General features: G+C 62.0%; 22 protein-coding genes and 1 pseudogene. 9 read left to right on the plus strand and 14 right to left on the minus strand.

Annotation, left to right across the window (positions count from 1 at the left end):
* Nucleotides 1-130 precede the first annotated feature (130 nt).
* Nucleotides 131-1,006 carry an RNA polymerase sigma factor RpoH gene (gene rpoH, locus AC1DIQ_RS10775; protein WP_019183519.1) on the plus strand — a complete coding sequence of 292 codons (876 nt, stop codon included), beginning with the start codon at nt 131-133 and terminating at the stop codon, nt 1,004-1,006.
* Between the two features lie 109 nt (nt 1,007-1,115).
* Here the strand turns inward: rpoH and purD are convergent, their stop codons facing one another.
* From purD to prmA, 7 genes are all read right to left on the minus strand, one after another.
* Nucleotides 1,116-2,402, minus strand: coding sequence for a phosphoribosylamine--glycine ligase (purD, locus tag AC1DIQ_RS10780; protein WP_478050002.1), 1,287 nt, complete (start codon nt 2,400-2,402; stop codon nt 1,116-1,118).
* A gap of 93 nt (nt 2,403-2,495) precedes the next feature.
* Nucleotides 2,496-3,407 carry a hypothetical protein gene (locus AC1DIQ_RS10785; RefSeq protein WP_478050003.1) on the minus strand — a complete coding sequence of 304 codons (912 nt, stop codon included), beginning with the start codon at nt 3,405-3,407 and terminating at the stop codon, nt 2,496-2,498.
* Nucleotides 3,404-4,264: a hypothetical protein gene (locus AC1DIQ_RS10790; protein ID WP_478050004.1), complete on the minus strand. Its 861-nt coding sequence runs from the start codon at nt 4,262-4,264 to the stop codon at nt 3,404-3,406. Before AC1DIQ_RS10790 ends, AC1DIQ_RS10785 begins: the two co-directional genes overlap by 4 nt.
* A gap of 17 nt (nt 4,265-4,281) precedes the next feature.
* Nucleotides 4,282-5,865 (minus strand): bifunctional phosphoribosylaminoimidazolecarboxamide formyltransferase/IMP cyclohydrolase, encoded by a 1,584-nt coding sequence (purH, locus tag AC1DIQ_RS10795; protein WP_478050005.1) that lies wholly within the window; start codon nt 5,863-5,865, stop codon nt 4,282-4,284.
* Nucleotides 5,866-6,006: 141 nt separating this feature from the next.
* Entirely contained in the window at nt 6,007-6,282 is a 276-nt protein-coding gene (fis, locus tag AC1DIQ_RS10800; protein WP_038685853.1) for a DNA-binding transcriptional regulator Fis, read from the minus strand.
* A gap of 114 nt (nt 6,283-6,396) precedes the next feature.
* On the minus strand, nt 6,397-7,308 hold the full coding sequence (locus AC1DIQ_RS10805; protein WP_478050006.1) for a DUF3426 domain-containing protein: 912 nt from the start codon (nt 7,306-7,308) through the stop codon (nt 6,397-6,399).
* 30 nt (nt 7,309-7,338) lie between these two features.
* Entirely contained in the window at nt 7,339-8,259 is a 921-nt protein-coding gene (prmA, locus tag AC1DIQ_RS10810; protein WP_478050007.1) for a 50S ribosomal protein L11 methyltransferase, read from the minus strand.
* 187 nt (nt 8,260-8,446) lie between these two features.
* Here prmA and AC1DIQ_RS10815 point away from each other — a divergent pair, with 187 nt between their 5' ends.
* Entirely contained in the window at nt 8,447-9,409 is a 963-nt protein-coding gene (locus tag AC1DIQ_RS10815) for a hypothetical protein (protein ID WP_121040383.1), read from the plus strand.
* On the plus strand, nt 9,406-9,780 hold the full coding sequence (locus tag AC1DIQ_RS10820; protein WP_121040381.1) for a hypothetical protein: 375 nt from the start codon (nt 9,406-9,408) through the stop codon (nt 9,778-9,780). The genes AC1DIQ_RS10815 and AC1DIQ_RS10820 overlap by 4 nt, the downstream gene beginning before the upstream one ends.
* 178 nt (nt 9,781-9,958) lie before the next feature.
* Here the strand turns inward: AC1DIQ_RS10820 and accC are convergent, their stop codons facing one another.
* Genes accC through aroQ form a run of 4 tightly spaced genes read right to left on the minus strand, consistent with a single transcriptional unit; the run spans nt 9,959 to nt 12,751 of the window.
* Nucleotides 9,959-11,326, minus strand: coding sequence for an acetyl-CoA carboxylase biotin carboxylase subunit (accC, locus tag AC1DIQ_RS10825; protein ID WP_121040379.1), 1,368 nt, complete (start codon nt 11,324-11,326; stop codon nt 9,959-9,961).
* A gap of 10 nt (nt 11,327-11,336) precedes the next feature.
* Nucleotides 11,337-11,825 carry an acetyl-CoA carboxylase biotin carboxyl carrier protein gene (gene accB / locus AC1DIQ_RS10830; RefSeq protein WP_121040377.1) on the minus strand — a complete coding sequence of 163 codons (489 nt, stop codon included), beginning with the start codon at nt 11,823-11,825 and terminating at the stop codon, nt 11,337-11,339.
* A gap of 54 nt (nt 11,826-11,879) precedes the next feature.
* The gene (locus tag AC1DIQ_RS10835) at nt 11,880-12,302 is read right to left on the minus strand and encodes a lysozyme inhibitor LprI family protein (protein WP_478050008.1); all 423 of its coding nucleotides are present in this window, start codon (nt 12,300-12,302) and stop codon (nt 11,880-11,882) included.
* Nucleotides 12,302-12,751 carry a type II 3-dehydroquinate dehydratase gene (gene aroQ, locus AC1DIQ_RS10840; RefSeq protein ID WP_152150983.1) on the minus strand — a complete coding sequence of 150 codons (450 nt, stop codon included), beginning with the start codon at nt 12,749-12,751 and terminating at the stop codon, nt 12,302-12,304. Before aroQ ends, AC1DIQ_RS10835 begins: the two co-directional genes overlap by 1 nt.
* Nucleotides 12,752-13,105: 354 nt before the next feature.
* Here aroQ and AC1DIQ_RS10845 point away from each other — a divergent pair, with 354 nt between their 5' ends.
* The 3 genes and pseudogenes from AC1DIQ_RS10845 to AC1DIQ_RS10855 form a co-directional block, all read left to right on the plus strand.
* Complete coding sequence (locus AC1DIQ_RS10845; RefSeq protein ID WP_478050009.1) at nt 13,106-15,394, plus strand: AAA family ATPase; 2,289 nt, start codon at nt 13,106-13,108, stop codon at nt 15,392-15,394.
* Entirely contained in the window at nt 15,387-17,249 is a 1,863-nt protein-coding gene (locus tag AC1DIQ_RS10850) for a UvrD-helicase domain-containing protein (protein ID WP_478050010.1), read from the plus strand. The genes AC1DIQ_RS10845 and AC1DIQ_RS10850 overlap by 8 nt, the downstream gene beginning before the upstream one ends.
* A gap of 143 nt (nt 17,250-17,392) precedes the next feature.
* Nucleotides 17,393-17,874 (plus strand): annotated as a pseudogene (locus AC1DIQ_RS10855) (DNA methyltransferase); the annotation flags it as partial.
* A 27-nt stretch (nt 17,875-17,901) separates the two neighbouring features.
* On the opposite strand, the gene AC1DIQ_RS10860 reads toward AC1DIQ_RS10855, so the two are convergent.
* Nucleotides 17,902-19,065 carry an AlbA family DNA-binding domain-containing protein gene (locus AC1DIQ_RS10860; RefSeq protein WP_478050011.1) on the minus strand — a complete coding sequence of 388 codons (1,164 nt, stop codon included), beginning with the start codon at nt 19,063-19,065 and terminating at the stop codon, nt 17,902-17,904.
* 834 nt (nt 19,066-19,899) lie between these two features.
* Between AC1DIQ_RS10860 and AC1DIQ_RS10865 the strand changes: the two genes are divergently transcribed.
* The 3 genes from AC1DIQ_RS10865 (at nt 19,900) to AC1DIQ_RS10875 (ending at nt 22,010) form a co-directional block, all read left to right on the plus strand.
* Complete coding sequence (locus AC1DIQ_RS10865) at nt 19,900-20,280, plus strand: hypothetical protein (protein WP_478050012.1); 381 nt, start codon at nt 19,900-19,902, stop codon at nt 20,278-20,280.
* 268 nt (nt 20,281-20,548) lie between these two features.
* Nucleotides 20,549-21,055 (plus strand): hypothetical protein, encoded by a 507-nt coding sequence (locus tag AC1DIQ_RS10870; RefSeq protein WP_478050013.1) that lies wholly within the window; start codon nt 20,549-20,551, stop codon nt 21,053-21,055.
* 277 nt (nt 21,056-21,332) lie between these two features.
* Nucleotides 21,333-22,010: an AbiV family abortive infection protein gene (locus AC1DIQ_RS10875; RefSeq protein WP_478050014.1), complete on the plus strand. Its 678-nt coding sequence runs from the start codon at nt 21,333-21,335 to the stop codon at nt 22,008-22,010.
* A 74-nt stretch (nt 22,011-22,084) separates the two neighbouring features.
* Here AC1DIQ_RS10875 and AC1DIQ_RS10880 read toward each other — a convergent pair whose 3' ends face one another.
* Nucleotides 22,085-23,458, minus strand: coding sequence for a hypothetical protein (locus tag AC1DIQ_RS10880; RefSeq protein WP_478050015.1), 1,374 nt, complete (start codon nt 23,456-23,458; stop codon nt 22,085-22,087).
* Entirely contained in the window at nt 23,455-23,976 is a 522-nt protein-coding gene (locus AC1DIQ_RS10885) for a hypothetical protein (RefSeq protein ID WP_478050016.1), read from the minus strand. Before AC1DIQ_RS10885 ends, AC1DIQ_RS10880 begins: the two co-directional genes overlap by 4 nt.
* Nucleotides 23,977-23,979 lie beyond the last annotated feature (3 nt).

The following is a 23,979-nucleotide window of genomic DNA, read 5'->3' on the forward strand; positions in this document are numbered from 1 at the left end:
CCGGGCTCTCGCCACTGTCATCATTTCGCGGTACGTTAGACGGGCAATCTGTACCAGTATCCCATCAACAGAACGCTGGAACTTCTTTCCCCTTTAGCAGTCCAATTCCGGGACTGCTAAGATGAGTGCTATGAGCCAGAACACCTCTACTGCCCTTGTGGCAAACAATCTCCCGATTCCCAGTGCGCTCGGTTCGCTGGACGCCTACATCGGTGCCGTGCACCAGATCCCGGTGCTGTCGGTCGATGACGAGCAGGATCTGGCCCGCCGCTTCCGCGACGAGCTGGATCTGGACGCCGCGCGCGAACTGGTCCATTCCCACCTGCGCTTCGTGGTGCATGTCGCCCGCGGCTACAACGGCTACGGCCTGGCGCTGGGCGACCTGATCCAGGAAGGCAACATCGGCCTGATGAAGGCGGTGAAGCGCTTCGACCCGGACATGGGCGTTCGCCTGGTGTCGTTCGCGGTGCATTGGATCCGCGCGGAAATGCACGAGTTCATCCTCAAGAACTGGCGCATCGTCAAGGTCGCCACGACCAAGGCGCAGCGCAAGCTGTTCTTCAACCTGCGCAAGTCCAAGACCCGCCTGGGCTGGATGAACGCGGCCGAAGTCAGCGCGGTGGCCAAGGACCTGAACGTGTCCGAGCGCGAAGTGCTCGAGATGGAGTCGCGCCTGTCGGGTCGCGATATCGGTTTCGATCTCTCCAGTGATGACGATGACGATCATGCACCGCCGTCGCCGGCGGCCTACCTGCGGGCCAACGAAGAAGATCCTTCGATGGCGTATGAGCGGATGGACAGCGAAGACAATCAGCTGCAGCTGCTGCGCGAAGGCATGGCCGAGCTGGATGCGCGTTCGCGCGACATCATCCGCCGTCGCTGGTTGGACGCGGACAGCAAGGTGACGCTGCAGGAGCTGGCCGATGAGTACGGCGTGTCCGCCGAGCGCATCCGCCAGGTCGAGGCGAACGCGCTGAAGAAGATGAAGGCGCTGTTTACTGCGTGATGCAGTGACTGGCGTGATCACACGAGAAGGCCCGGCTTGATGCCGGGCCTTTTTGCTTTCTGGCGCTCAGGGCAGTGCTTCGATCGGTCGTGGCCCCGACCGTGCCAGGTCAGCCCTGCTCGCGCGCAATCGCCCGCCAGCCGATATCGCGGCGGTGGAACTCATGGGCCCAGTGGATCGCACCGACGCCGGCGTAGGCGTTGCGCTGTGCTTCGCCCACCGTGCCGCCCAACGCAGCGACGCACAGTACGCGGCCGCCGGCGCTGAGCACCTGGCCCTGCGCGTCCAGCGTGGTGCCGGCATGGAACACCTTGGCCGTCGCGGCGACCGCTTCCAGGCCGTGGATCACGTCGCCGGTGATCGGGGTTTCCGGATACGGCGAGGCGGCCATCACCACGCCGAGGGACGGGCGCGGATCCCACTGCGCCTCCACGGTGTCCAGGCGCTCATCGATCGCCGCTTCGACCAGATCCACCAGGTCCGACTGCAGGCGCAGCATCACCGGCTGGGTTTCCGGGTCGCCAAAGCGCACGTTGAACTCGATCACCTTCGGCGCGCCGCTGGCATCGATCATCAGGCCCGCATAGAGGAAGCCGGTGAACGGAATGCCGTCGGCGATCATGCCCTGCACGGTCGGGTTGACCACCTCGCGCATCACGCGCGCATGCACTTCGTCGGTCACCACCGGGGCCGGCGAGTACGCGCCCATGCCGCCGGTGTTCGGGCCGGTGTCGCCGTCGCCGACGCGCTTGTGGTCCTGCGAGGTCGCCATCGGCAGTGCCGTCTTACCGTCCACCATCGAGATGAAGCTGGCTTCTTCGCCGTCCAGGAATTCTTCGATCACCACGCGTGCGCCAGCATCGCCGAAGGCATTGCCGGAGAGCATGTCGCGCACCGCGTCCTCGGCCTCGGCCAGGGTCATCGCCACGATCACGCCCTTGCCGGCGGCCAGACCATCGGCCTTGACCACGATCGGTGCGCCTTTCTCACGCAGGTAGGCCAGCGCCGGGTCGATGTCGGTATGCACGGCATAGAACGCGGTCGGGATCTTGTGGCGGGCCAGGAAGTCCTTCGCGTACGCCTTGCTGCCTTCCAACTGCGCGGCGGCGGCGGTGGGCCCGAAGATGCGGTGCCCGGCGGCGCGGAAGCGATCGACCACACCGGCCACCAGCGGCACTTCCGGGCCGACCACGGTCAGGCCGATGCCTTCGGTGCCCACCAGTGCCAGCAGGCCGTCCAGATCGGTGACCTTGACGTCCACGTTGCGGCACTTGGGCTCGGTGGCAGTGCCTGCATTGCCGGGGGCGACGATGACCTCACGGACCTTCGCGGACTGGGCCAGCTTCCAGGCCAGGGCGTGTTCGCGGCCGCCAGCGCCGATGACCAGGATCTTCAATGCAGTTCTCGCGTAAGAGGGCAGGAACGTGATTTTACGCGGTGCGGGCGGCGGGTGCATTCGGGCGGTCGGTCGCCGTGGCAACCCACGGCCTCAGCTGTCGGCGCAGCCGTCGCGCAGGAGGTCTTCCGGCACCGGATACGCGCGCTGCCGGGCATCGAAGATGAGGTGGTAGAACTCGGTCGCCGGGCCCGTGCAGTCGTGGCCGCTGGCACGCACCGTCAGCGGCCAGTAGCCATCCACGGCGTTGCTGTCGCCCACCGTCGTGCTGAAATCGACCGCGAACACGCCCTTGCCGCAGTCGGCCGGATTGCCGTCACAGCCGTGCAGGGCGAGATTGTCGAGGTGATCGCGGTACTGGGCGACATCGCGCAGGCGATGGTTGTGCTCGGCGATGTAACTGCGCCAGACGCGCCGATGGCCGCGCCGGTGTTCCTCATGGGTGATGAGGAAGGCACGGCGTTGCGGGCCGAGCTGCGCGATCTGGACCGTACCCGGTGCGCCGTGGCGCCCGTATGGGCCCTGCAGGCGCTGGGCCATTACCAGCAGCGGATCCTTGGCCGGCAGTGGGGCGAACATGCCGCCGCGGTTGGCCTCTTCGTCGTCCTTGCCCACGCGCAGCACATACAGATCGACCCGGCCCGGCTCGACCGTGGCTGCGTCGTCCAGGGTCTGGCACACCGCCAGCAGGGTCTGCTCATGATCGTCGGCCGTGACCGTGTCACGCGCGCACACGCTGCGGGTGACCGGGCGTAATGCCTCGACCTCGGTGTCCTCCCACGCATCCTTCCACGGCGCATCCAGGACGGCCTTGTCGCCATAGCGCGTGCGAAGGAAGGCCAGCAGGCGCTGGGTGTGATCGCCCCTGACCCGGACGATGTCTTCCGGCTGCGGCGTGGTGTCGAGCACACGCTGTGGTTTGGCGGGTTCGGAAGACGCAGGTGTGCGCTCGCAACCGGCCAGCAGCGCGAGCGCCACACCTGCCAGTGCCCACGAACGGATCACTCGCACCCTTCGCGCTGGAGCGCCTCGGGGAACGCATACGTCCACGCTTTCGGGTCCAGGGTGAAGCGATGTTCGCGCCGCACCGGCTGCCCGCCACACCCCAGGCCGGTCTCTTCGATCACCAGCGGCCACTGTCGCGCCGCCGGATCGCGGCTGTCGAAGGACAAGGTGAAATCGAGGTTGAACAGCCGCGCCTGGCACTCCGGTTCCGCATCGGCATCGTCGCAGTCGTAGGCCGCGTTGTTGTCGATATGGCTGCGCACCCCACCGGCCTCCACCAGCCCATTCGGGCCAGGCACCACCAGCGTCTGCGTGATCAGCGAATAGCCCTGGCCGAACCAGCCATGCTCGATGCGGAAACCGTAGAAGTCGCTGCCGGCGCGGAGAATCTGCACCGTGCCGGGTTCACCCTGGCTGCCGAAGTTCTGCCCGGTCAGCTCGGCGGCCACGGCAAAGCGGTCCGCCTCGGGGCGCAGCACGAAGAAGTCGATCGCGCCCGGGTCCGGGTGGGCATTCTCGAGGAGTGAGCCGCAGACAGCCAACAGCTGCTGCCAGCTGTCGCCGGTCACCACCGGTTGCTCGGCACACACATGCCAATCGGTGAGGCGGGTGTCGCCGTCCTGGGTCCAGCTGCCACGCCATGTCCCTGAGAGCCTGGCGGCCTTGCCGTAGCGCTCGGTCAGGAAGGCCTGCAGGCGCTCCGTGCGGCTGACGTGGGCGTGCGGGGCGGCTTTCGCCGCGGCCGCATCGGGCACTGGCTGCGGCGGTGCGGGTTCACTGGCCGGCGTACAGCCAGCCAACCCTGCAGCAGTGGCGATCACCACCGCTGCAAGGCGGTGGCGTTGCCGTGGAGACATCCGTGTCGATCCGGGCATCAGTGGCGGAAGTGACGCACGCCGGTGAACACCATCGCCAGGCCATGTTCGTCGGCCGCGGCGATCACTTCGTTGTCGCGCATCGAGCCACCCGGCTGGATCACCGCCTTGATGCCGGCCGCAGCGGCGGCGTCGATGCCGTCGCGGAACGGGAAGAACGCATCAGAGGCCATCACCGAGCCTTCCACCACCAGGTTCGCATCGGCGGCCTTGATGCCCGCGATGCGCGCCGAGTAGACGCGGCTCATCTGGCCGGCGCCGACACCGATGGTGCGGTTGTCCTTGGCGTAGACGATGGCGTTGGATTTGACGAACTTGGCCACCTTCCAGGCGAACAGCAGATCGGCGAACTGCTTGTCGGTCGGCGCCAGCTTGCTCACTACGGTCAGTTCGTCGCGGCTCATGCCGCGGTTGTCGGCGCTCTGCATAAGCAGGCCCGAACCGATCCGCTTGGTGTCGTAGTTGTTGCGCCCGTCGCCGTGCGGAATACGCAGCACACGCACGTTGGCCTTCTTCGTGGCGTATTCCAACGCCGCCGGCTCGTAATCCGGGGCGATCAATACTTCAACGAACTGGCGGTCCAGGATCACCTGCGTGGTGGCCAGGTCCAGCGGCTGGTTGAAGGCGATGATGCCGCCGAAGGCGCTGGTCGGGTCGGTCGCGTAGGCCAGCTCGTAGGCATCGCCGTTGCCGGCACCCACGGCGACGCCGCACGGGTTGGCGTGCTTGACGATCACGCAGGCCGGCACGTCGAACTGACGCACGCATTCCCACGCCGCATCGGCATCGGCCAGGTTGTTGTAGCTCAGTTCCTTGCCCTGCAGCTGCTGGAACGTGGCCAGCGTGCCCGGCACCGGGTACAGGTCGCGATAGAACGCGCCGCTCTGGTGCGGGTTCTCGCCGTAGCGCAGATCCATCACCTTCACGAAGTTCGAATTCATCTGCGCCGGGAATTCCGCACGCACCGGCACGGCGGTGTCGGTGGTGGTCACGGCGGAGAGGTAATTGCTGATCGCCGCGTCGTACTGGGCCACGCGGTTGAACGCGGCCACCGAGAAGGCGAAGCGCTTGGCGGCCGAGAGCTTGCCGTCGTTGGCGTCCAGTTCGGCCAGCAGTTCGGCGTACTGCGACGGGTCGGTCGCCACCGCCACGCGGGCGAAGTTCTTGGCCGCCGAACGCAACATCGCCGGGCCACCGATGTCGATGTTCTCCACGGCATCTTCAAGCGCGCAGTCCGCCTTGGCGGTGACCGCCTCGAACGGATACAGGTTCAGCACCAGCAGATCGATCGCGCCGATGCCGTGGTCGGCCATCACCGCGTCATCCAGCCCGGCACGGCCGAGCAGGCCGCCGTGCACCATCGGGTGCAGGGTCTTGACCCGGCCGTCCATCATTTCCGGGAAGCCGGTGACATCGGCAACGTCCTTCACTGCCAGGCCGGCCTCGCGGATCGCCTTGGCGGTACCGCCGGTGGAGAGCAGCTCCACGTTGCGCGCCGCCAGGGCGCGGGCCAGGTCGATCAGACCGGTTTTGTCGGAAACGGACAGCAGGGCCCGGCGCACGGGCAGCAGATCGGAACTCATGGGGGCAGGAGATCGAAGCGGAGCGGGGGCATATTGTAAGGCCAGTGGCGCTGGCATGGCCCCAGAAACGACGAAGGCCGGCACCGAGCGCTGCTCGATCCGGCCTTCTCCCGCCAGGCACTACGCGCCTGCCCACCGGCATCAGGTGGCGATGCCGTATTCCTTCAGCTTCTTGCGCAGGGTGGCGCGGTGGATGCCCAGCATCGCCGCGGCGCGGCTCTGGTTGCCTTCGCAGTGGTTGAGCACTTCCACGAACAGCGGGATTTCCATTTCGCGCAACACGATCTCGTAGACATCGTCCGCATCGCAGCCATCCAGGTCCCGCAGGTAGCGCCTGACCGACTGGGCCACGTGTTCGCGCAGGGGTGGCTTGGGCGCGCCACGACTGTTGTCAGGACGAGAAAGGACAGCGTTCAAGGAGTTTCCCGGTGCAAGAGCCGGGGCGGACAACAGCCCACGGCGGAAGGGTGATGGGGCCAGTCTAGCGCGTGCGTCGGTCGCCTGCCACGCTCCGGGCGCCCCGGCGACGCCTCAGAGGAACTCAAAGGTGAATGCGACGGTAGACGCGGCAGGCTCGCGCACGCGGAAGGCGATCTGCGCACTTTGCCCCGGTTCCAGCGTAGCGGCCGGGTCCGTGGCGCGGTCCAGATAGTCGGCCGGCGCGAACACATTGGTGCCGATCACACGGCCATCGGCATCGGACAGCGACAGTCGCAGCGACGGCCAGGCCTGGGCCCAGCGTGCGTCGTTGCGGATGCTGGCCTGCACCTGCAACGCGCCGGCCTGGCCCGGAACCGGGCGCACATCGCGGCTGAGCATGCTGAAGGCCGCCGGCTCGCGCCAGGCTGGCAATGAACAGCGCAGCGCGCCGCATAGCGCGGCAATCCAGGGGCGGTTGCCCGCATCGGCGGCAAGCCGGGCGCGGTCGGCCACGGCGATCTGGACCAGCAGCACGGCGGCCAGCCCGGCGACCATGCCCCATTGCCAGCGCGGCGTGCGCAGGCGCGCACCGGGCAGGCGCAGGAAGCTCGGTGTGGTGATCGCCTCGGGCGGCGGCAGGGCCGCCGTGGCGGTGCTGCGCGCGACTCCCGTGCGGGTGTCGTCATCATCCGGCGGCGCTGGCGATGGCGCCGCCGTCTCAGCGAGCGGTGCAGCCGCTGGCGCGGTTCCACCGGCGAACGCCCGCGCGGATTCGGGTACGCGTTCGAACTCGAATTCGACTCCCGGTGCTGGCGGGGACGGCTCCGGTTCGTGCACCGGCTGTGCATCGATCACCTGTTCCACCGCCAGCGGTGCGATGCGATCGTCCACAGGCGTGGCTGACGGCGCAGGCGCTGGGTCAGACGGCGCGGCCGGGCGATCAGCCGGAACGGCCGACGCCTCCGGCGACGGACGCAGGAACGTGGCGATCGGGCGTCGCGGCGGCATCGGAGGCTCGGACATGGGCACGGGACCGGGCAGGAGTCGGGCTATTCAAGCACGGCGGACGCCGGTGATGCGCATCCAGTCGCCGTCCTGCGCCACCGCCAGCTGTTCGAAGGCCGGGGCATAGCGTTCCAGCAGTTCGCCTTCCTGCCCATGCAGGATGCCCGACAGCGCGATGCGGCCGCCCGGGGCGACGCGCGCGGCCAGCACATCGGCCAGTGCATCCAGTGCCGAGGCGAGGATGTTGGCCACCACGACCGGGTACGTTGCCTGCGGCTCGTCGTCCGGCAGATAGACCTGCACGCGCTCCTGCAGGCCGTTGCGCTCGGCGTTGTCACCGGTGGCGAGCACTGCCTGCGGGTCGTTGTCCACGCCGACCGCGCGCGCGGCACCCAGCTTCAGCGCCGCCAGGGCGAGGATGCCCGAGCCGCAGCCGAAATCGAGCACGGTGTTGCCGGCCAGCGCCCCCTCGGCGGCCAGGCCGTCCAGCCAGCGCAGGCACAGGGCCGTGGTCGGGTGGGTGCCCGAACCGAACGCCAGACCCGGGTCCAGACGAACCACGGCGGCATCCTCGGCCTGCGCGGCCTCTGGAAGTTCATGGTTCCACGGCACGATCCAGGTGCGCTCACCGAAGGCCATCGGCTGGAACTGGTCGATCCAGGCGCGTTCCCAGTCTTCGTCGGCCACGGCGCGGAAGCTGGCATTGGCCCAGTCCAGGCCGGGATCGAAGGCATCCAGCGCGGCCAGCAGGGCCAGCGCGTTGGTGTCGCCCGGGAACAGCGCGGTCAGCACCAGATCGTTCCACAGCGGGGTCTCGCCCACACCCGGTTCCAGGATCGCGCGCTCGTTGCTGGTGTCGGCATCGGCATCGAGCAGGGTCACCGCCAGCGCGCCCACGTCGTCCAGCGCATTCTCATAGCGCGGCTGGGTGGCTTCGGTGCAGTGCAGGGTGAGTTCCAGGAAGGGCATGGGGGCAGGGACCGGCGGAAAACCGTGCATGTTAGACCAGTGCGGGCCGCGGGTCCCGGCGGTACCGCGGGGAGGCCGTCTCGCCGGCCGGTAAGATCGGCCCGACGACCCGTTCAGACAGCGTTGCGGCTGCTTGCTAAACTTGCATTTCTGCTGTCTATCGCTGACAGCCTCTGACGTCCTGCCCATGGCGCTCGTGCCCACCCTCAAAACCTGGTTGCTGGTCGTGCCAGCCCTGGCGTTGCTCGGGGTGGTGGGCTACCGCGCGGGCGATCGGGTACTGCATACCGATCAGGCCGCGTCGCATCTGGATGAGCCGCAGGCCGGCAGCGGGCCCACCGCGGTGCCGGCCGAAGCGCGGCAGCTCGCCCGGCGCCTGCTTGGCAGCGAACGTGGCACGGCCGTGGCCTCTGGCCTGCCGCTGGACCTGCGCGCCGATATCGAAGGCGATACCGATCTGTTTGCCTATGCGCAGCGCCTGCAGCTGCAGGCCGCCAACGGCAATGCCGAGGCCGGGTGGATGGTCAGCCGTGTGTACGATTACTGCGCCACGTACGCCATGGATCCGGGGGGCTACCAACTCGACAACGACGTGTTGACCGGGCTGGGCATGAAAGCGTCTGTATCGATGGTGACCGCGCGCCAGCGTGTTTCGCGCCGTTGCGCCGGCTTCGTCAGCAGCGACAATCTGGGCCGGTCCCTGATCATGCGTCAGCGTCTGCAGGCCGCCAAGGCCGGTAACCTGGCGGCCGAGGCATCGCTGTTCGCCGAAGGCCATCCACTGGAAACCGCACCGGACTACCGCCGCGGGCTGGTCGAGCGGGTGATGGAGTCGCGTGATCCGGAGGCCTTCATGGCACTGGCGCCGGGCATGGGGCAGCGTGCCAGTGGCGACAGTGCGATGAGCGGCATGGTGGCCGGCGATCAGTTCAGCGAACTGGCCTGGCGGCTGGCGGCCTGCGAACTGGGCATGGCGTGCGGGTCGGATAGTGTGCTGATGAACAATTTCTGCGCGAACGGAGGGATCTGTTCGCAGGACGGTGGGCAGGACTTTGCCACTTTCGTGTATGACGCCGCGGTATCGCGGCAAGGTGCGGGGAAAATGAACGTGTTGGTCGAAGAGCTGGTCAAGCAGAGGAATGGGCGATGAATTACCGTCGAATCCTGCACGGTGCCAAATTCTGGTTCTGGGTGGCGTTGTTTGTTGCGTACTCGGCCGGGGCGGTGGGTCTGGTGATGATCGACACCTATGACGATCGTTACCGAAGCCTGTCCAAAGTGCAGTTGACCTCGGTCAAGGCCGATGCCGAAGTGCGTCGTGCCGGCGCCAGTCAGGTCGCTGCGGTGTATCGCGCGCAGAGTGGCATGCCGTTCGCTTCGCTGCCCAGCGGCAGTACCTTCCAGGTGGTGTGGCCGGATGGGTCCACCGAGACGATGGTGATCGTGGACCCCACCTCGTCGCTGGGCGTGGAGCCGGTGAAGCATTCGCAGGTCACCGCGGCTGATACCGCCAAGCCGTAAGCGCGCGCCTGTAGCGCCACGCCATGCGTGGCGGCGGTATCAGGCGGCATGTCACGCGTACGCCGACCACGGGTTGGCCCTACCGCGTTTGTGTCCTCTGGCAGCGCGGTTCGCGCAAACAAAAAGGCGGGGAGATCCCCGCCTTTCTGCTGTCCTGCATGCCGCGTGGAAAAACCGATCAGGTCAACGCGATCGACTTGTTCTTGCGTTCGGCCAGGCGCTTTTCCAGGTAGTGGATGTTCTGTCCACCGGCCTGGAAGCCCTTGTCGCGCATGATGCGCTGCTGCAGCGCGACGTTGGTCTTGATGCCGTCCACGACCAGTTCGCTCAGCGCCACGCGCATGCGCGCGATCGCGGTCTCGCGATCCGGGCCGTGCACGATCAGCTTGCCGATCATCGAGTCATAGTTCGGCGGCACGCGGTAACCACTGTAGATGTGGGTATCCACACGCACACCGGGGCCACCCGGCGGATGGAACGCGGTGATCTGGCCCGGGCTCGGCACGAAGGTTTCAGCGTCTTCGGCGTTGATGCGGCACTCGATCGCGTGGCCGGTCAGCACCACGTCGCTCTGCTTGATGGTCAGCTTCTGGCCGGCGGCGATGCGCAGCTGCTCGCAGACCAGGTCGATGCCGGTCACCATCTCCGTCACCGGATGTTCCACCTGCACGCGGGTGTTCATTTCGATGAAGTAGAAGCGGCCGTCTTCGAACAGGAACTCGAAGGTACCCGCGCCGCGGTAGCCGATGCGGATGCAGGCTTCCACGCAGACCTTGCCGATCTCTTCGCGCAGCTCGGCGGTGATGCCCGGTGCGGGCGCTTCTTCCACCACTTTCTGGTGGCGGCGCTGCATGGAGCAGTCGCGTTCACCGAGGTGGATGGCGTTGCCCTGGCCATCGGCAAGCACCTGGATTTCCACGTGACGCGGATTCTCCAGGAACTTCTCCATGTAGACCTGATCGTTGCTGAAAGCGGCCTTGGCTTCGGACTTGGTGGTCTCGATCGCCGCCTTCAACGAGGCTTCGGCATGCACCACGCGCATGCCACGGCCGCCACCGCCACCGGAGGCCTTGATGATGACCGGGTAGCCGATCTCACGGGCGATCTTGGTATTGGCCACGATGTCGTCGGTCAGCGGGCCGCCCGAGCCGGGCACGCACGGCACGCCGGCTGCCTTCATCGCGCGGATCGCTTCCACCTTGTCGCCCATCAGGCGGATGGTGTCGGCCTTGGGGCCGATGAAGATGAAACCGGATTCTTCCACGCGCTCGGCGAAGTCGGCGTTTTCCGACAGGAAACCGTAGCCCGGGTGGATGGCCTGGGCGTCGGTGACTTCCGCCGCGGCGATCAGGGCCGGGATGTTGAGATAGCTCTCCGAGGACGGTGCCGGACCGATGCAGACCGACTCGTCGGCCATGGCCACGTGCTTGAGGTTGCGGTCGACCGTGGAATGCACAGCCACCGTGCGGATGCCCAGGGTATGGCACGCGCGCAGGATGCGCAGCGCGATCTCCCCTCGGTTGGCAATAACGACTTTGTCGAGCATGGACTAATCCTTAGCCGATCACGAACAGCGGCTGGTCGAATTCGACCGGCTGGCCGTTTTCGCCCAGGATGGCGACGATGGTGCCGGAAACATCGGCTTCGATCGGGTTGAACATCTTCATCGCTTCGATGATCGCCAGCGTTTCACCGGCCTTGACCGCCTGGCCGACCGACACGAAGGCCGGCTTGTCCGGCGAAGACGACGAATAGAAGGTACCGACCATCGGCGCGCGCAGCACGTGGCCATCGGGCAGGGCGTTGCCGGCCTTGGCGGTGCCACCGGTGGAGGCTTCGGTCGGCGACTGCATCGGCATCGCCGGTGCGGCAGCCTGGGCCGGTGCCGGGGCCATCATCATCTGCGGCTGGGCCTGCACCATGCCGTAGCCGGAGACGGGCGCGCGCGACAGACGCACGGACTCTTCGCCTTCCTTGATTTCGATTTCGGCGAGGTTCGACTCTTCCAGCAGGTCGATCAGTTTCTTGATTTTGCGGAGATCCATAGGGGCCTCTTTGGCTCGTGGTGTCAGTGTGGTGGGAAGCGCGGTGCGCTCGGGTCAAAGCAATTCGTAGAAATCGCGCAGCTGCCGCGTACGGTCGCGCGCGAGGGTGGTCAGGCAGTGCATCTGCGCGCCATTGCGCGAGGTGCCATCGGCGTTGAAGGCGTAGACCGCGTCGCAATCGTGGTCGCGCAGCTGCATCCACGCGCGCTGGGCCAGGATCAGCTGCTTTTCCGCATCGGCGCAGTGCGTGCAGGCGCCTTCGGCCGCCTGGCTGCGCAACTGCTGCCGCGCCTGGGCGTACACCGCGTTCAATTCGGTATCGGCGGCGCTGGCCACATCCGAGGCGCACAGATCCGATTCCATGGTGCCGCTGGGCCGCGCACAGTCGATGCCTTCCGCGCTGCGATCCGCGGCATTGGCGCCGCCACACAGGCAGCCCCACAGCGCGACGCTGGCCAGGACACGCGGCAGCGTCATCACGCCGAAGCAGCCGCCAACCGGGTCAGCGCCGCATCCATCGCGTAGCGATAGCTGTCCGCCCCGAACCCACAGATCACCCCTACCGCCTTGTCGCTGAAATAGCTGTGCTGGCGGAAGGGCTCGCGCGTATGCGGGTTGGACAGGTGGATCTCGATGAACGGCACGTCCACCGCGGCCAGCGCATCGCGCAGGGCGACCGAGGTATGGGTGAACGCGGCCGGGTTGATCAGGATGAAGGCGGTGCCGTCATCGCGGGCGGCCTGCACCCGATCCACCAGCACGTGCTCGGCGTTGGACTGCAGGCTCTCCACGGCATGGCCGGCGGCCTGCGCCTGGGCCAGCAGGGCCTGGTCGATCTGCGCCAGCGTGGTGTGCCCATAGACCCCCGGCTCGCGCGTGCCGAGCAGATTGAGGTTAGGGCCATGCAGGACCAGCAGTTTCGCCATGGGTGCCGAACAACAGGAAAGGGCGGAGTCTGGCGGAACTGGTGGATCGTGTCCAGTTCGACGAAGTTACGCGCGTTTCAAGCGGATGTTTGAAAGTTGTGCGGGACCGTTGCGGTTGCACGGTGTCCGCAGCTGTGCGGCTCAGCATAGTTGGTGGGAATTCCCACCAACTATGACGCGCGCTCACCATAGTTAGTGGAGATAGGGCTGCTAATGGCCAACGGCGGTCCCAGCAGGCTGCGTACTGTCCGCCGCCTTGGGCGACTCGGCTCAGGAGTTAGGCAGACCTTGCGTCATGGTCAGACTCATGGGCAAGAATGTGCCTACGGATCCAATTAGATCAGGGAAGACGTGATGAAGATTCGACACATTGAAATTGCCAATTTCCGCAAGCTCCAAGCGGTTCGCATCGACCTCACGGACCACACGACCTTGCTTGTTGGAGCCAACAACAGCGGAAAGTCCTCTGCGATGCTTGCTCTGCGCCGCTTCCTTGTCTCGCATAAGAGCGCATTCAGGCTGCTCGATTTCACTATTTGCCACTTCCCCACAATTGATGCGATGGGACAGGAATGGGAGGCCGCGCCCGCGGGGAGTCAGCCACCCGTGCTTGATCCGTGGATGGCTATGGTCCCGATGCTTGACCTATGGCTGTCTGCAGAAAACGGTGAACTCCACTTCGTTAAGGACCTCATTCCGTCCTTCCGCTGGCGTAGTGGGCTTGTCGGCGTACGGTTCAGGCTCGAGCCGAAGGACATCGTTGCGCTCTACAATGATTTCCGATCGGAACGCGAGCGTGTTCATGCCTTGGAAGTGGAGGCGGCTAAAGATGCTAACAAGCCCACGTTGACGCTTTGGCCGAAGAGCCTGACCGATTTCCTCACCAGGAGGCTTGGTGCTCACTTCGAAATGCGTTGGTACCGCCTCGACCCGGCCAAGCTCGTTAAGCCGGACAAAATGACACGGGAAGCGCTGCCTCAGCAGATCAGGCCATCGAACGTCCCAATGCAGGCCAACCCACTTTCCGGTGTGATCCGCGTTCACGAGATCAACGCCCAGCGCGGATTCGGCGAGCTGGACGAAAGCGAGGATTCTGCCTCGGCGGGGCGATCAGGACGTCGGCTTTCCGAGCAGCTTCGAGCGTACTACAAGCGGCATCTTGACCCGGAACAATCGCCAGGCCCTTCAGACATCGAGGCCCTTCGGGCGATGGATGCGGCCCGAGACGCGTTCGATTTAAGGCTCGCCGCCAGCTTCAAGCCAGCGTTCCAGGAAGTCGAATCGCTGGGATATCCGAATGGCAACGACCCAACGATACATGTGACGGCACAGCTGAGCCCTGCGGACGGAATCAGCCACGAGTCGGCCGTTCTTTTTGAACTTAACTCCGTTGGTGGGGTAGCCGGCGCGCCACCGCTTCGACTTCCGGAGACCTCGAACGGACTGGGATACCAAAACCTCATCTCAATGATCTTTCGCTTGATGAGCTTCAGGGATGCTTGGCTTCGAAAGAGCAAGGCAGCGATGGCATCCGATGATTTGGTCGTTGAGCCAATCCATTTGGTGATGATTGAGGAGCCAGAAGCCCACCTCCATGCCCAGGTTCAACAGGTGTTCGTGCGCCATGCCTATCAGGTGCTTGCCAATGATCCATTGTTGGAGAAGTTCCCGGCCCTCTCAACGCAGCTTCTTGTCAGCTCTCACTCGAGCCATATCACCCACGAACTTCCGTACGCATCTCTGCGATACTTCAGGCGCCTTCCGGCAGGAATGAATGGAAAGCAGGTGCCGGTTTCGACTGTGTCGAACCTCGAGGATGTCTTCGGGGATGACAGCAGCACGAAACGATTTGTTACCCGCTATCTGCGCTCACAGCATGCGGACGTGTTCTTTGCGGACGCCTTGATACTCGTCGAAGGTGCCGCCGAGCGAATACTTCTTCCGCACTTCATTCGCAATCGATTCCCGCAGCTTCACCAGGCGTATGTAACTTTGCTCGAGGTTGGTGGTAGTCATGCCCACCGCTTGCGACCATTGCTCGACGCTCTGGGAATTCCGTGCCTTGTAATTACCGACATCGACGCGCTTGGCGGTAAGAAGTCTGAGCCGGTCATGCGAAACGCAGGGCAGGTCACGGGAAACCCGACACTTGGAATCTGGCTGAAGTCCAACAGCAAGACGCGTGAAATTGACGGTCTGCTTGATCTGGCTCCGACCGATAAGGTCATCATTTGCGACGACCTCTACTCCATTCGCATGGCCTATCAGACCCCGATCTCCGTTGCAGTCCCCGCCGATAACCCGCCGGAAGAGGTGCTGCCCGGAACGTTCGAAGACGCACTTGTCCTTGCCAACTTTGCCCTTTTCTCAGTCGCAAAGGGCAAAGGAATGTTCGGCGCGGTGACTCGGGTTGTTGCAAAGGCAGAGAGCGTGAAAGCCCTCGCTGCTGGGCTATTTGAGGCCATCGGTGATGGCGACAAGGCTGGGTTTGCGCTTACCGTTCTTTACGAAACAGATTTTAAGGCTCTAACTCCTCCGCACTACATGGAAGAGGGTCTCTCGTGGCTACAAGAGCGAGTGATCAAGAAAAAGCACGAAATGCTTCTGGTGTCTGTCCCGGCAGAGGAGGATAAGAATGAATGAGCTGCCCGATACCTTGGCCGACAAATGGGTCGATGAGGTCATTGACCATTGTTTGCACTTGGACGCCCCGCAGAGCTTCTTCATGTACGCCGGCGCCGGCTCCGGCAAGACGCGCTCCCTCGTTGATGCACTTGGCAAGCTACGGGTTCGCGAACGAGAGCGATTGGTGTACAAGGGGCAGCGCATCGCGGTCATTACCTACACAAATGCTGCACGTGACGAGATTCTTCGGAGAATTGAGTTTGATGCACTCATCGACGTCTCCACAATTCACAGCTTTGCGTGGCGCCTCATTCAGGGCTTCGACGATGAGATCAGAGCATGGCTGAAGGTCTCGATCAAAGACTCGATGGAAAAACTGGCGGTTACGATGGGGCGTGCGCGTGGGGTGAACAAGACATATCTCAAGAACAAAGCCGAATACGAACGTAAAGGAAAGCGTCTCGAAGCGCTCGATGCGATGCAGTCATTCAACTACAGCCCATCGGGAACGGAGCGCATGCAGGGATCCCTGGCTCATCAGGAAGTCATCGACATGGCCGGAAATTTCCTGCGGAAAGACCCGTTGCGCGAGGTCCTCATCGATCTGTATCCAGTGATCCTCATTGACGAGAGTCAGGACACGCACGAGGAGGTGATGGAGGCGCTTCTCTCGATCCAAGCGTACGCAGGCGATCGATTCGTCCTCGGACTTCTCGGCGACACTATGCAGCGAATCTACACCCATGGTATGCCTAGTCTAGATGGCGCAATACCCGGCGACTGGGCGAGACCTGCAAAAGTGATGAATCACCGGTCTTCAGAGCGCATTGTCTGTCTTGTTAACAACATCCGCGCGGAGGTCGATGGGCAGCGGCAACGTCCCCGCGTAGACAAGCCCGGGGGATTCGCGAGGCTGTTCGTCACTGGACTTGGTGCAGCCAATTCGCTGGAGCTTGAGGAGGATATAGCGCGCGGTATGGCTGATATCACCGGTGATGCTAGTTGGGGGCTCGGGCCGGAGCAGCGAAAGACACTCGTCCTTGAACATCGCATGGCGTCACGGCGGCTCGGATTTGACGAGGTCTTCGGTCCGTTGTATGAGACCGAAACACTTAGGGCGCCGCTCTTGGATGGTGTGCTGGGGCCTGTCAATTTCCTTGTGGATGACGTGCTGCCCATCGTGGAAGCCGGCCTCTCAGGCGATGAGTTCGCACTGGTCGACAGTATCCGGACACGCTCCCCGCTCTTTAACGTTAAGGCGCTTGCGGGACGTGACGACCAGTTGGCTGCTGTCCGAGATGCAGGCGATGGTGCGCGCCGCTTGACCGAGCAGCTGCTCGATCATGATCCTCCACTGCGGGAGGTCATCAGCGGACTGCGAGATAGCGGCCTTCTAGCCATTCCGAATGCACTGCTCGATGCCCTTAACTCTCAGGAACTTGACGAGACCGCGCCCCAAGGTGACCGCGCGGTGCAAGAGTTGCTTGCTTGGCACCGGGTGCTGCGAGCGCCATTTTCCCAGGTTCGTGCCATGGCCCTCTATGCGAGGGGGCTATCTGCATTCGATACACACCAGGGGGTGAAAGGGCTCGAGTTTCCGCGCGTTCTAGTCGTCATCAGTGACGATGAGGCGAACGGGTTTACCTTCAGCTACGACAAAGTCCTCGGCGTCAAGGCTACGGATAGAGACGCGGAGAAGGAAGCCGTAGGGAGTGATTCCCAGCGCGCCCAAACACGCCGCCTTTTGTATGTAACCTGCAGCCGGGCTCAGCACAGTCTGGCCCTCATGGTCTATGCCCAGAATCCCGAGGCCGTCCGGGATGAGGTCATCCGCAAACAGTGGTTCAGTGAGGATGAAGTCGTCCTCATCTAACGCGTACGATGACCGCTCCGTGCACTCTGCAGTCTGCTCACCGCACCAAGAGAACAACTCGATCTGCTCCGATACGCCTGAGGCGGCGACAGTCGACGAAAGTGTAGCCGTCGGGGTTTGGCTCCGCTTTGGTATTTGTGTAACTGCTTCTGGCCGAATGCGACCGCGTCCTAAAGGACGGCGTGCCGTGTTGCTGTTCACCGATTGGCGGCAGCTGCAGCTGATCACAGACGCGCTGCAGTGTGCCGGGTTTAACTGGCGGGGAGTGGCGGTGTGGGGCAAGGCCTAGGGAGTGCGCACTCAACCGCGGCGCTTCCGCAGCTAGGCCGAGTACTTGGTTTGGGGCGATAAGGGGAACACGCCTCTGGGCGGGCGGGCTCCGGTGCTGCCTAGTGTCATCCGAGAGGCGGTACGCAGAGCGGACAAAAACCAGATGACCGGTAAACCCGCCGATCTCATGCGCCAGCTGGTGCGAATATGCGAGGAAGGCGGGCGGATCCTCGACCCGTTTGTGAGTTCTGGAACCACACTGGTAGCCGCAGGTATGGAAGGCTACTGCTGGACGGGTATCGAGATAACGAGTCACTACCTCGGCGTGACCAACGGCAGGCCGTTCGCTCCCTGATCTATAGCCTCTATATGCGCCGAGCGACTAGCGGCGCGGTGGCTTCCATGCGCCGTCACGTCCGTAGTACACGCAGCGTTCCAGCCCAAACGTTTGAAAAAGCATGTCCGATAGAGGTCGGCACCAGGTGTCTGGAGCTGAAGCCAGCTCTGACAGGCTGCTCACCTCCAGCATGGGCGGCTCCATTTCAGATTCCCACGGTTCCCGTGTCTGCTGGCCGAAGTCAGGTCCGTGGTAGTAAAGACGGTGGCTCTCGATCAACAAGCCAGACAGCGAAACGTATGCAGGCCCCACTACGCCAGCGCCGACCAAAATATCCGCGCAACGAGATACAAGATCACGGATGGTTGAGGCGGCCGTGAACCCCATGATCAGCAGATCACCGACGGAATTGTGCTTGTTACCGATCCAGCCGAACTCAACCATCCCTGAGCGGAAGAATCGAACGAACTCAAGCGGGCGCTCTCCGGGTTGGGCATCTTGATAGAGCAGACCCTCAGCAGTGAACGTGCGACTGTCAGCGTGGTCATGCATGACGCTTCGGTTAGCTGCCGCAACCGCATGGAGATCTATCAAGTCGCCGTCGAACAGCGTGCTGAATGGAATGATGTGAACGATCAGCCATGCCTTTTCCACCATCAGCTTCCTGTGGATGGCTTCATTGATATGAGCTAACCGGGCGCGCCGCCATCTTGTGGCTTCTTGCAAAGCCCTTCCTCTCAACTGAAACGCCGAGCGGAGCTGGTTGTAGTCCATCTCGATGTTCATAGTCCCTTGACGATAGGTGAACCGGCGTTGGTTATTGAAGAACGACTGGAATGGTCCGCCGTACTGAGGTGGCACATCTATGACCAGTATGTACCCGCCATCCACTGGTAGAGCGGTGACTGAATGCCCGACTAGCCTCGGATGAATCCCATCCGCGATGGCTTGGTCAAGCCGCCGTTGCGCCGCGTCGCTTTCTTCACCTGTTATAGGGGCGATCCGAGAAGCGCATGCCTCATCGTCCTCATCTACCCCGTAGACGATTCGGCCGCCCTCTGTGTTGGCAAGGGCGCAGACGTCTTTCAGTAGCTCCCTGCGGCCGTCCTCTTTTTTTGAGGGCGGCTCACGTTTGAAGTCCAGGTGCGTTGACTCCTGCGCGCGGTCTTGGACCAGACCCTCTACCCACTCCGTGCTCACTGCGGCCATTCCGCGCGTCTCCGTTCGTCTGTCTGCATGAGACCGCTACTGCTGGCGACCAGTCAAGGGGCAGGACCTGGCGCGCGCGCTCGTGTCACGGCCACAGCTGCGCTCTTCGGCCCCCTCTTCTCCGCACCCCTGCGGCAGCGCGCCGAGGGCCGCCGCAGTTACTCTGACGTCTCTTGAGAAGCGTTCCTCCGGCCTGCGGAGCGCTGCGTCCAAAGTGTCCGTGGACAGCGCTCTGGCCCGGCCTGCTGGGCTGGTAGCGACCGAAGTTATGTGGAGAACCATCGGAACTGGGTAACGGGGTAATCCGTAGGCGAAACACGGCGGAGCCCCACGGCTGCAAGCCAATCGATAGATTACCTTCCAAGCCAATCTCAGGTGGCGGCCAGGCCTTGCGGGAGTAGTGTCATTGATTCTTCCGGGTGACTCAGAAGGCCCTGGGTCAACCGATTCGACCGGAGGGTTCCCAGAGGCATCCTGTCGAGTTGCTGCTCTTGCCCGCGAAGAGCTCGAGGGGCTTGGTTTCTTGATTGTCGAGGAGCGAGTATGAGCGTCCACTCCTGGCCGGAAGCGGACTCTTGGTCGGACGCGGCGTGCCTGCAGTGCTAAAGTTCTCTTTCGACTCAAAGCGGACATCTGCAGTTCTACCAGAACCGCTTTGCGGTGGTGACTGAGCACTGTGCTCGGTCCGGTTATACGCTGGCTTGTTAGCCGGACCCCGCCACCCTAAGATCGAGCTGGATAAAGGAGAAAGCCCGCCATACGGTGCTTAGTGGGTAAGTTGTATAACCGGACCCACGGGTCCGTCGATTAGGTAGTTAGACGACAGGAGTTTCCATGCCAAAGACCAAAAATCACCTGCATGCATTTGTCATCGCGAACTGGGGACTCTCAGGAACGGCAACAGCCGGTCAACCCGGTTACCGCTCGCAAAACCCTTGGCAAGCGCTGGAGCGCTACATGGAGGGATTGAGGGGAAATGGCTCGCCTTTTCTCGCTAGCCATAACGCAACAGCAACAAGAATTGACTCAGGTGGCTCCGTTTGGAAGATTAAGCTTGTAAATTCACCTACACCCCAAGGGGCTGATGCCAGTCAGTTTTCCGAACAGCTTCTGGATAACCTGGTTGCCCAAAATACAAAGCCTAACGCTGACGATTATATTTGCATCACATACTTTGACGGAGCCGGTAGCGGCACATGGGAGTGGACTCCGTAATGTCGTTTAACAATTCATTCAAGCCGACGCCGCTTTGCGGCGCGGCTTAATTCAAGGTGTTAGGGCACACAAATGACTTCTCACCATCCCGACGCGTGTGCCGTTATATTTGATCCGGTGAACAGCTGATGCCCTGCATCACGACAACGTGCGAGCAATTAGCAAGCAGTTTGCCCACTGTTTCGGACTGCTCACCTCGGGGATGATCAAAGCTTCGCAAGAGGAAGACGATCTGAGAGTTGCATGTGCCGAGCTTCTATCGAACGCTATGAACTCCATCGCCGCTGTGGTGTACCTCCTGCGGGGCGGCTTCGTCCAACAACCGGGCCCAGTCATCCGTTCATCTATAGAGTCTTTGGCGGTTGTGCTTCACTTGATCCAGTTCCAAGACGACTTAAAGGCGCATAGAGAGCATACGTTCGAGTCCACACGAGCGATTGCCAGTGCCAAGAAGGTGTTTCCGCCATTCGGGAGAATGTGCGGTCTACTAAGCAAAGAGTTCACTCACGTTGGAAGCTTGCACAAACAATTCACTCCGATACGTGCGTACGAAAAAGGCTACGAGCCTTTGGATCTAAGCATGCAGTTCATAACTAGCGCAGTGTGGATGTGCTACGTGACATGTGAGCTGGCGTTCTTGAATACGGTTGCAACACCGCGCTATTGGGAAGAAGTTCCGGCGCCCTCTGCCGAGCAAGTCGCCTATGCGTACAACCCGAGCGCCGCCGAAAAAACGTGGATGGAAACGCTTCTGGGACTGGCGGGTGCGCCCTAGCAATGCGTTCAAGCCGACGCCGCTTCGCGGCGCGGCTTAATTCTGGCGTTTAACGTCCGCTCCTGGCCGAAAGCAGGCACTCCGAGAGGGCGCTGCGCACTGCATCCCGTGCGATTTATTGCACAGCTTTATGCGCGCCAGAGCTTCTTGCTTTGTTGGGACACCTGCTTACTTTCCTTTCCTGCGCGGGAAGCCACTCATGTATTATTCATTCGCCAAGCGACTTGCCAACCTAAGAGATTAGAGTATGACCGTTACTAAGGACACGATGTCGCGCATGCAGAGCTTGATCGTGGGCGCTGGATTGATCCACACCAATGCAATCGCTCTGTACTCGGAGGCACAGACTCTTGGGAAAAGCGGTGCCTTCGCCCGCGCCGCTACACTCCACCAAATTTCGATGGAGGAGTGTTCTAAAGTGGACATTTTAGGTGGCGCGGTTGTATCGATACTCACAGGGCACGACTTCAATGAGGCTCAGCTCACCAGGAGCTTTCGCGACCATAAAGTAAAGAACCACGCAAACGCGTACAACGCAGAGCCAACGGATGAAGAACGATCTGCACGCGAGTGTCGCGACTGGGATGCCGCCCGCGCGGAGTTCAAAAAATTCCAGGACAAATTTCACAAGGAAATGAACGAAATAAAAAACACAGGGTTGTACGTAGACTATAAGGATGGCTCTTTCAGCGCTCCAATCAATACTATTAACGAGGCAACTGCCTCTGCATGCATGTACTTAAATGCGGACTTCCTCCGTCGAGGGGAGGGTTTTATTCGCTTACTAAGGCGAATCGAGGCGGATCCAGAACGATTCGCGATGGTGGCAGGAGCTTTCTTAGACACTACTGAGGCAATGGACTTTAAGAGCCAGTTGAACGATGAGGCCATCATCGAGACCATTGTTGAACAGATGCGCCTGCAGCTTGAAAAACACCCCGAAACTGGGAGCTAGTTCTTAATGGGATGAATGGCTTCTTTCATCGAGAGGCATGTGCGAAATCGCAACTCACTTCTAGAAAAAGATCATTAGTCTCGCGACGGCATCGCCCGAAATGCATCATCGGCGTCTGCACCTTCGTACTTCCCAAAGCGGATCAAGGCTTCACGCAGCACGTGCCCAGCCAACTGAGAAGCGACACGCCGATCGTCTGCAAATGACTTGAGGCGGTCAACATGGTTGCCATGCAGCACTTGAGAGCGTCCATATTCGTAAACGCGCTTGATGAGACTCTCCATAGTCATGCTGAGCGCCCCGGACGTGACGACACTGCCTCGTTCGGCATTGGTGAAATTGCATGCCATTTGAATGATGCCTTCCTTCTTGCCGACGTACGAGAGGACATCGAGAGCCGTACCAATCTTCGCCAGCGCTACCGCATCGTCAGGCTCTCTGCATCCCTCGGCAAACCAGTTGAGTGCCGTCGCCCATCGTGCAGACAACTTTGGATGCGTTGCAGTGCGTTCGCTCAACAGACCGTCCACTACCTTTTCAATAGCCCTTCGATGGCTGTTGACCTCCTCTGTCACGAACGAATGTTGGCGTGGTCCCATTTTATGGCGCAGATTTATCTTGCCTGAGATGTCCAGATATCCGTCAACCTCAAACAGCGTACGACTGTCCAATGGACTCAAACGTTCATCGTAAAGACTCTGACGCTGGAACACCTCGATACTTTGATGCAACAGAGAAACGGCGTCGAGACAGGTCTTGCTGACGATCCTGGCCAACTTGCGGGAGTACTCCATCTCAAAGCCGACCACGGGGACGACGATCACTGCGTCACAGGTGCCGAGCGCCTCCTCGATTTCATGCAATAAATTTTTTGTGCGACTTGAGCTCGGCCGAGGCTCACTACCAAGGAGAGCGTCCTTCCAAGTCGGATCGAGGACTTCATCGTCAATGCCGGAGTATATCTCCACCAACTTCAGCCAACCTCGAATATCGGTGATGATAAGCGGGCCAAGTGAGAAAGATTTATTCGCTACGAAACCCGTCGTCCATGCTGGAAAATAGTGCGTAACGCGTCCTGCCGCAGTTTCGATGCTCGTGTCTAAGATATTCTTCAGCACTCGCTTGCTTGCGCGCAATGACTGCTCGTCGTCGCGACTCAAGAGACCATCAGCGAACGCATTTGCAGTCACGCGCCGCAATTGCTTAGTGAACTCTGGAAGTTCAATTCGTGTGGCCGACGGACTTCTACTTCTATGGAGCAACTTCGCCAACCTGTGCAGTCTTGCGAGCGCTGATCGAGTGAAGTGACACTGCTGACCATTGGTTGTTGTTACAAAGCTCGGGAAGTCGAACTCCTCGCTCCAATCGAAATCGACGCTTCCGCCGTTCGCTCTCTCAAGTTCGGCTAGCAATAGCGCCAGCTCTTCATCAACGGACAATGTACTCATTCGGGAAGCCGCGCACGGTACGGCGCGATCTTAACGAAGCCATCTTGATTCAATCCAACAATCTTGGAAGTCAGCGCGTACTGGTTCAAATAAATCTTAACAGGACGGTCGGTCTCAGTCTTCGCCCATGCGCGGGCGAAACCGTGGGCAACCGCATCCTTTTCCCCATCCGAACGAAATTCAAGGTGGGCATGCCTGTAGTGCAAGCCTAGGACTTCAGCGTCATCGCCCCCACCGCACGCCAAGATCAGCTCGCGCTCGGCTCCCGTAGTGAGTGATTTGAAGTCTTCCAATGCGAGAGGTGGCAGTTCGTCAAACCACTTGACGCGACGTTGCTCGCGGCTGAGGAGCACTCTATCCGCAACTGCATCCATCACCTGTCGCAACGCGGCGATATCCCTGCACTGCTGATTTGCCTGATCGCGCAATTCTCGGATGACCCGCTCCCTGGACGCCACGACATGAAACAGCACCACACCAAGGAGTATAAGAACCAAGATTTCGACTAAACCAGCCATAGC

The sequence above is a fragment of the Stenotrophomonas sp. 05L413 genome, assembly GCF_056397945.1.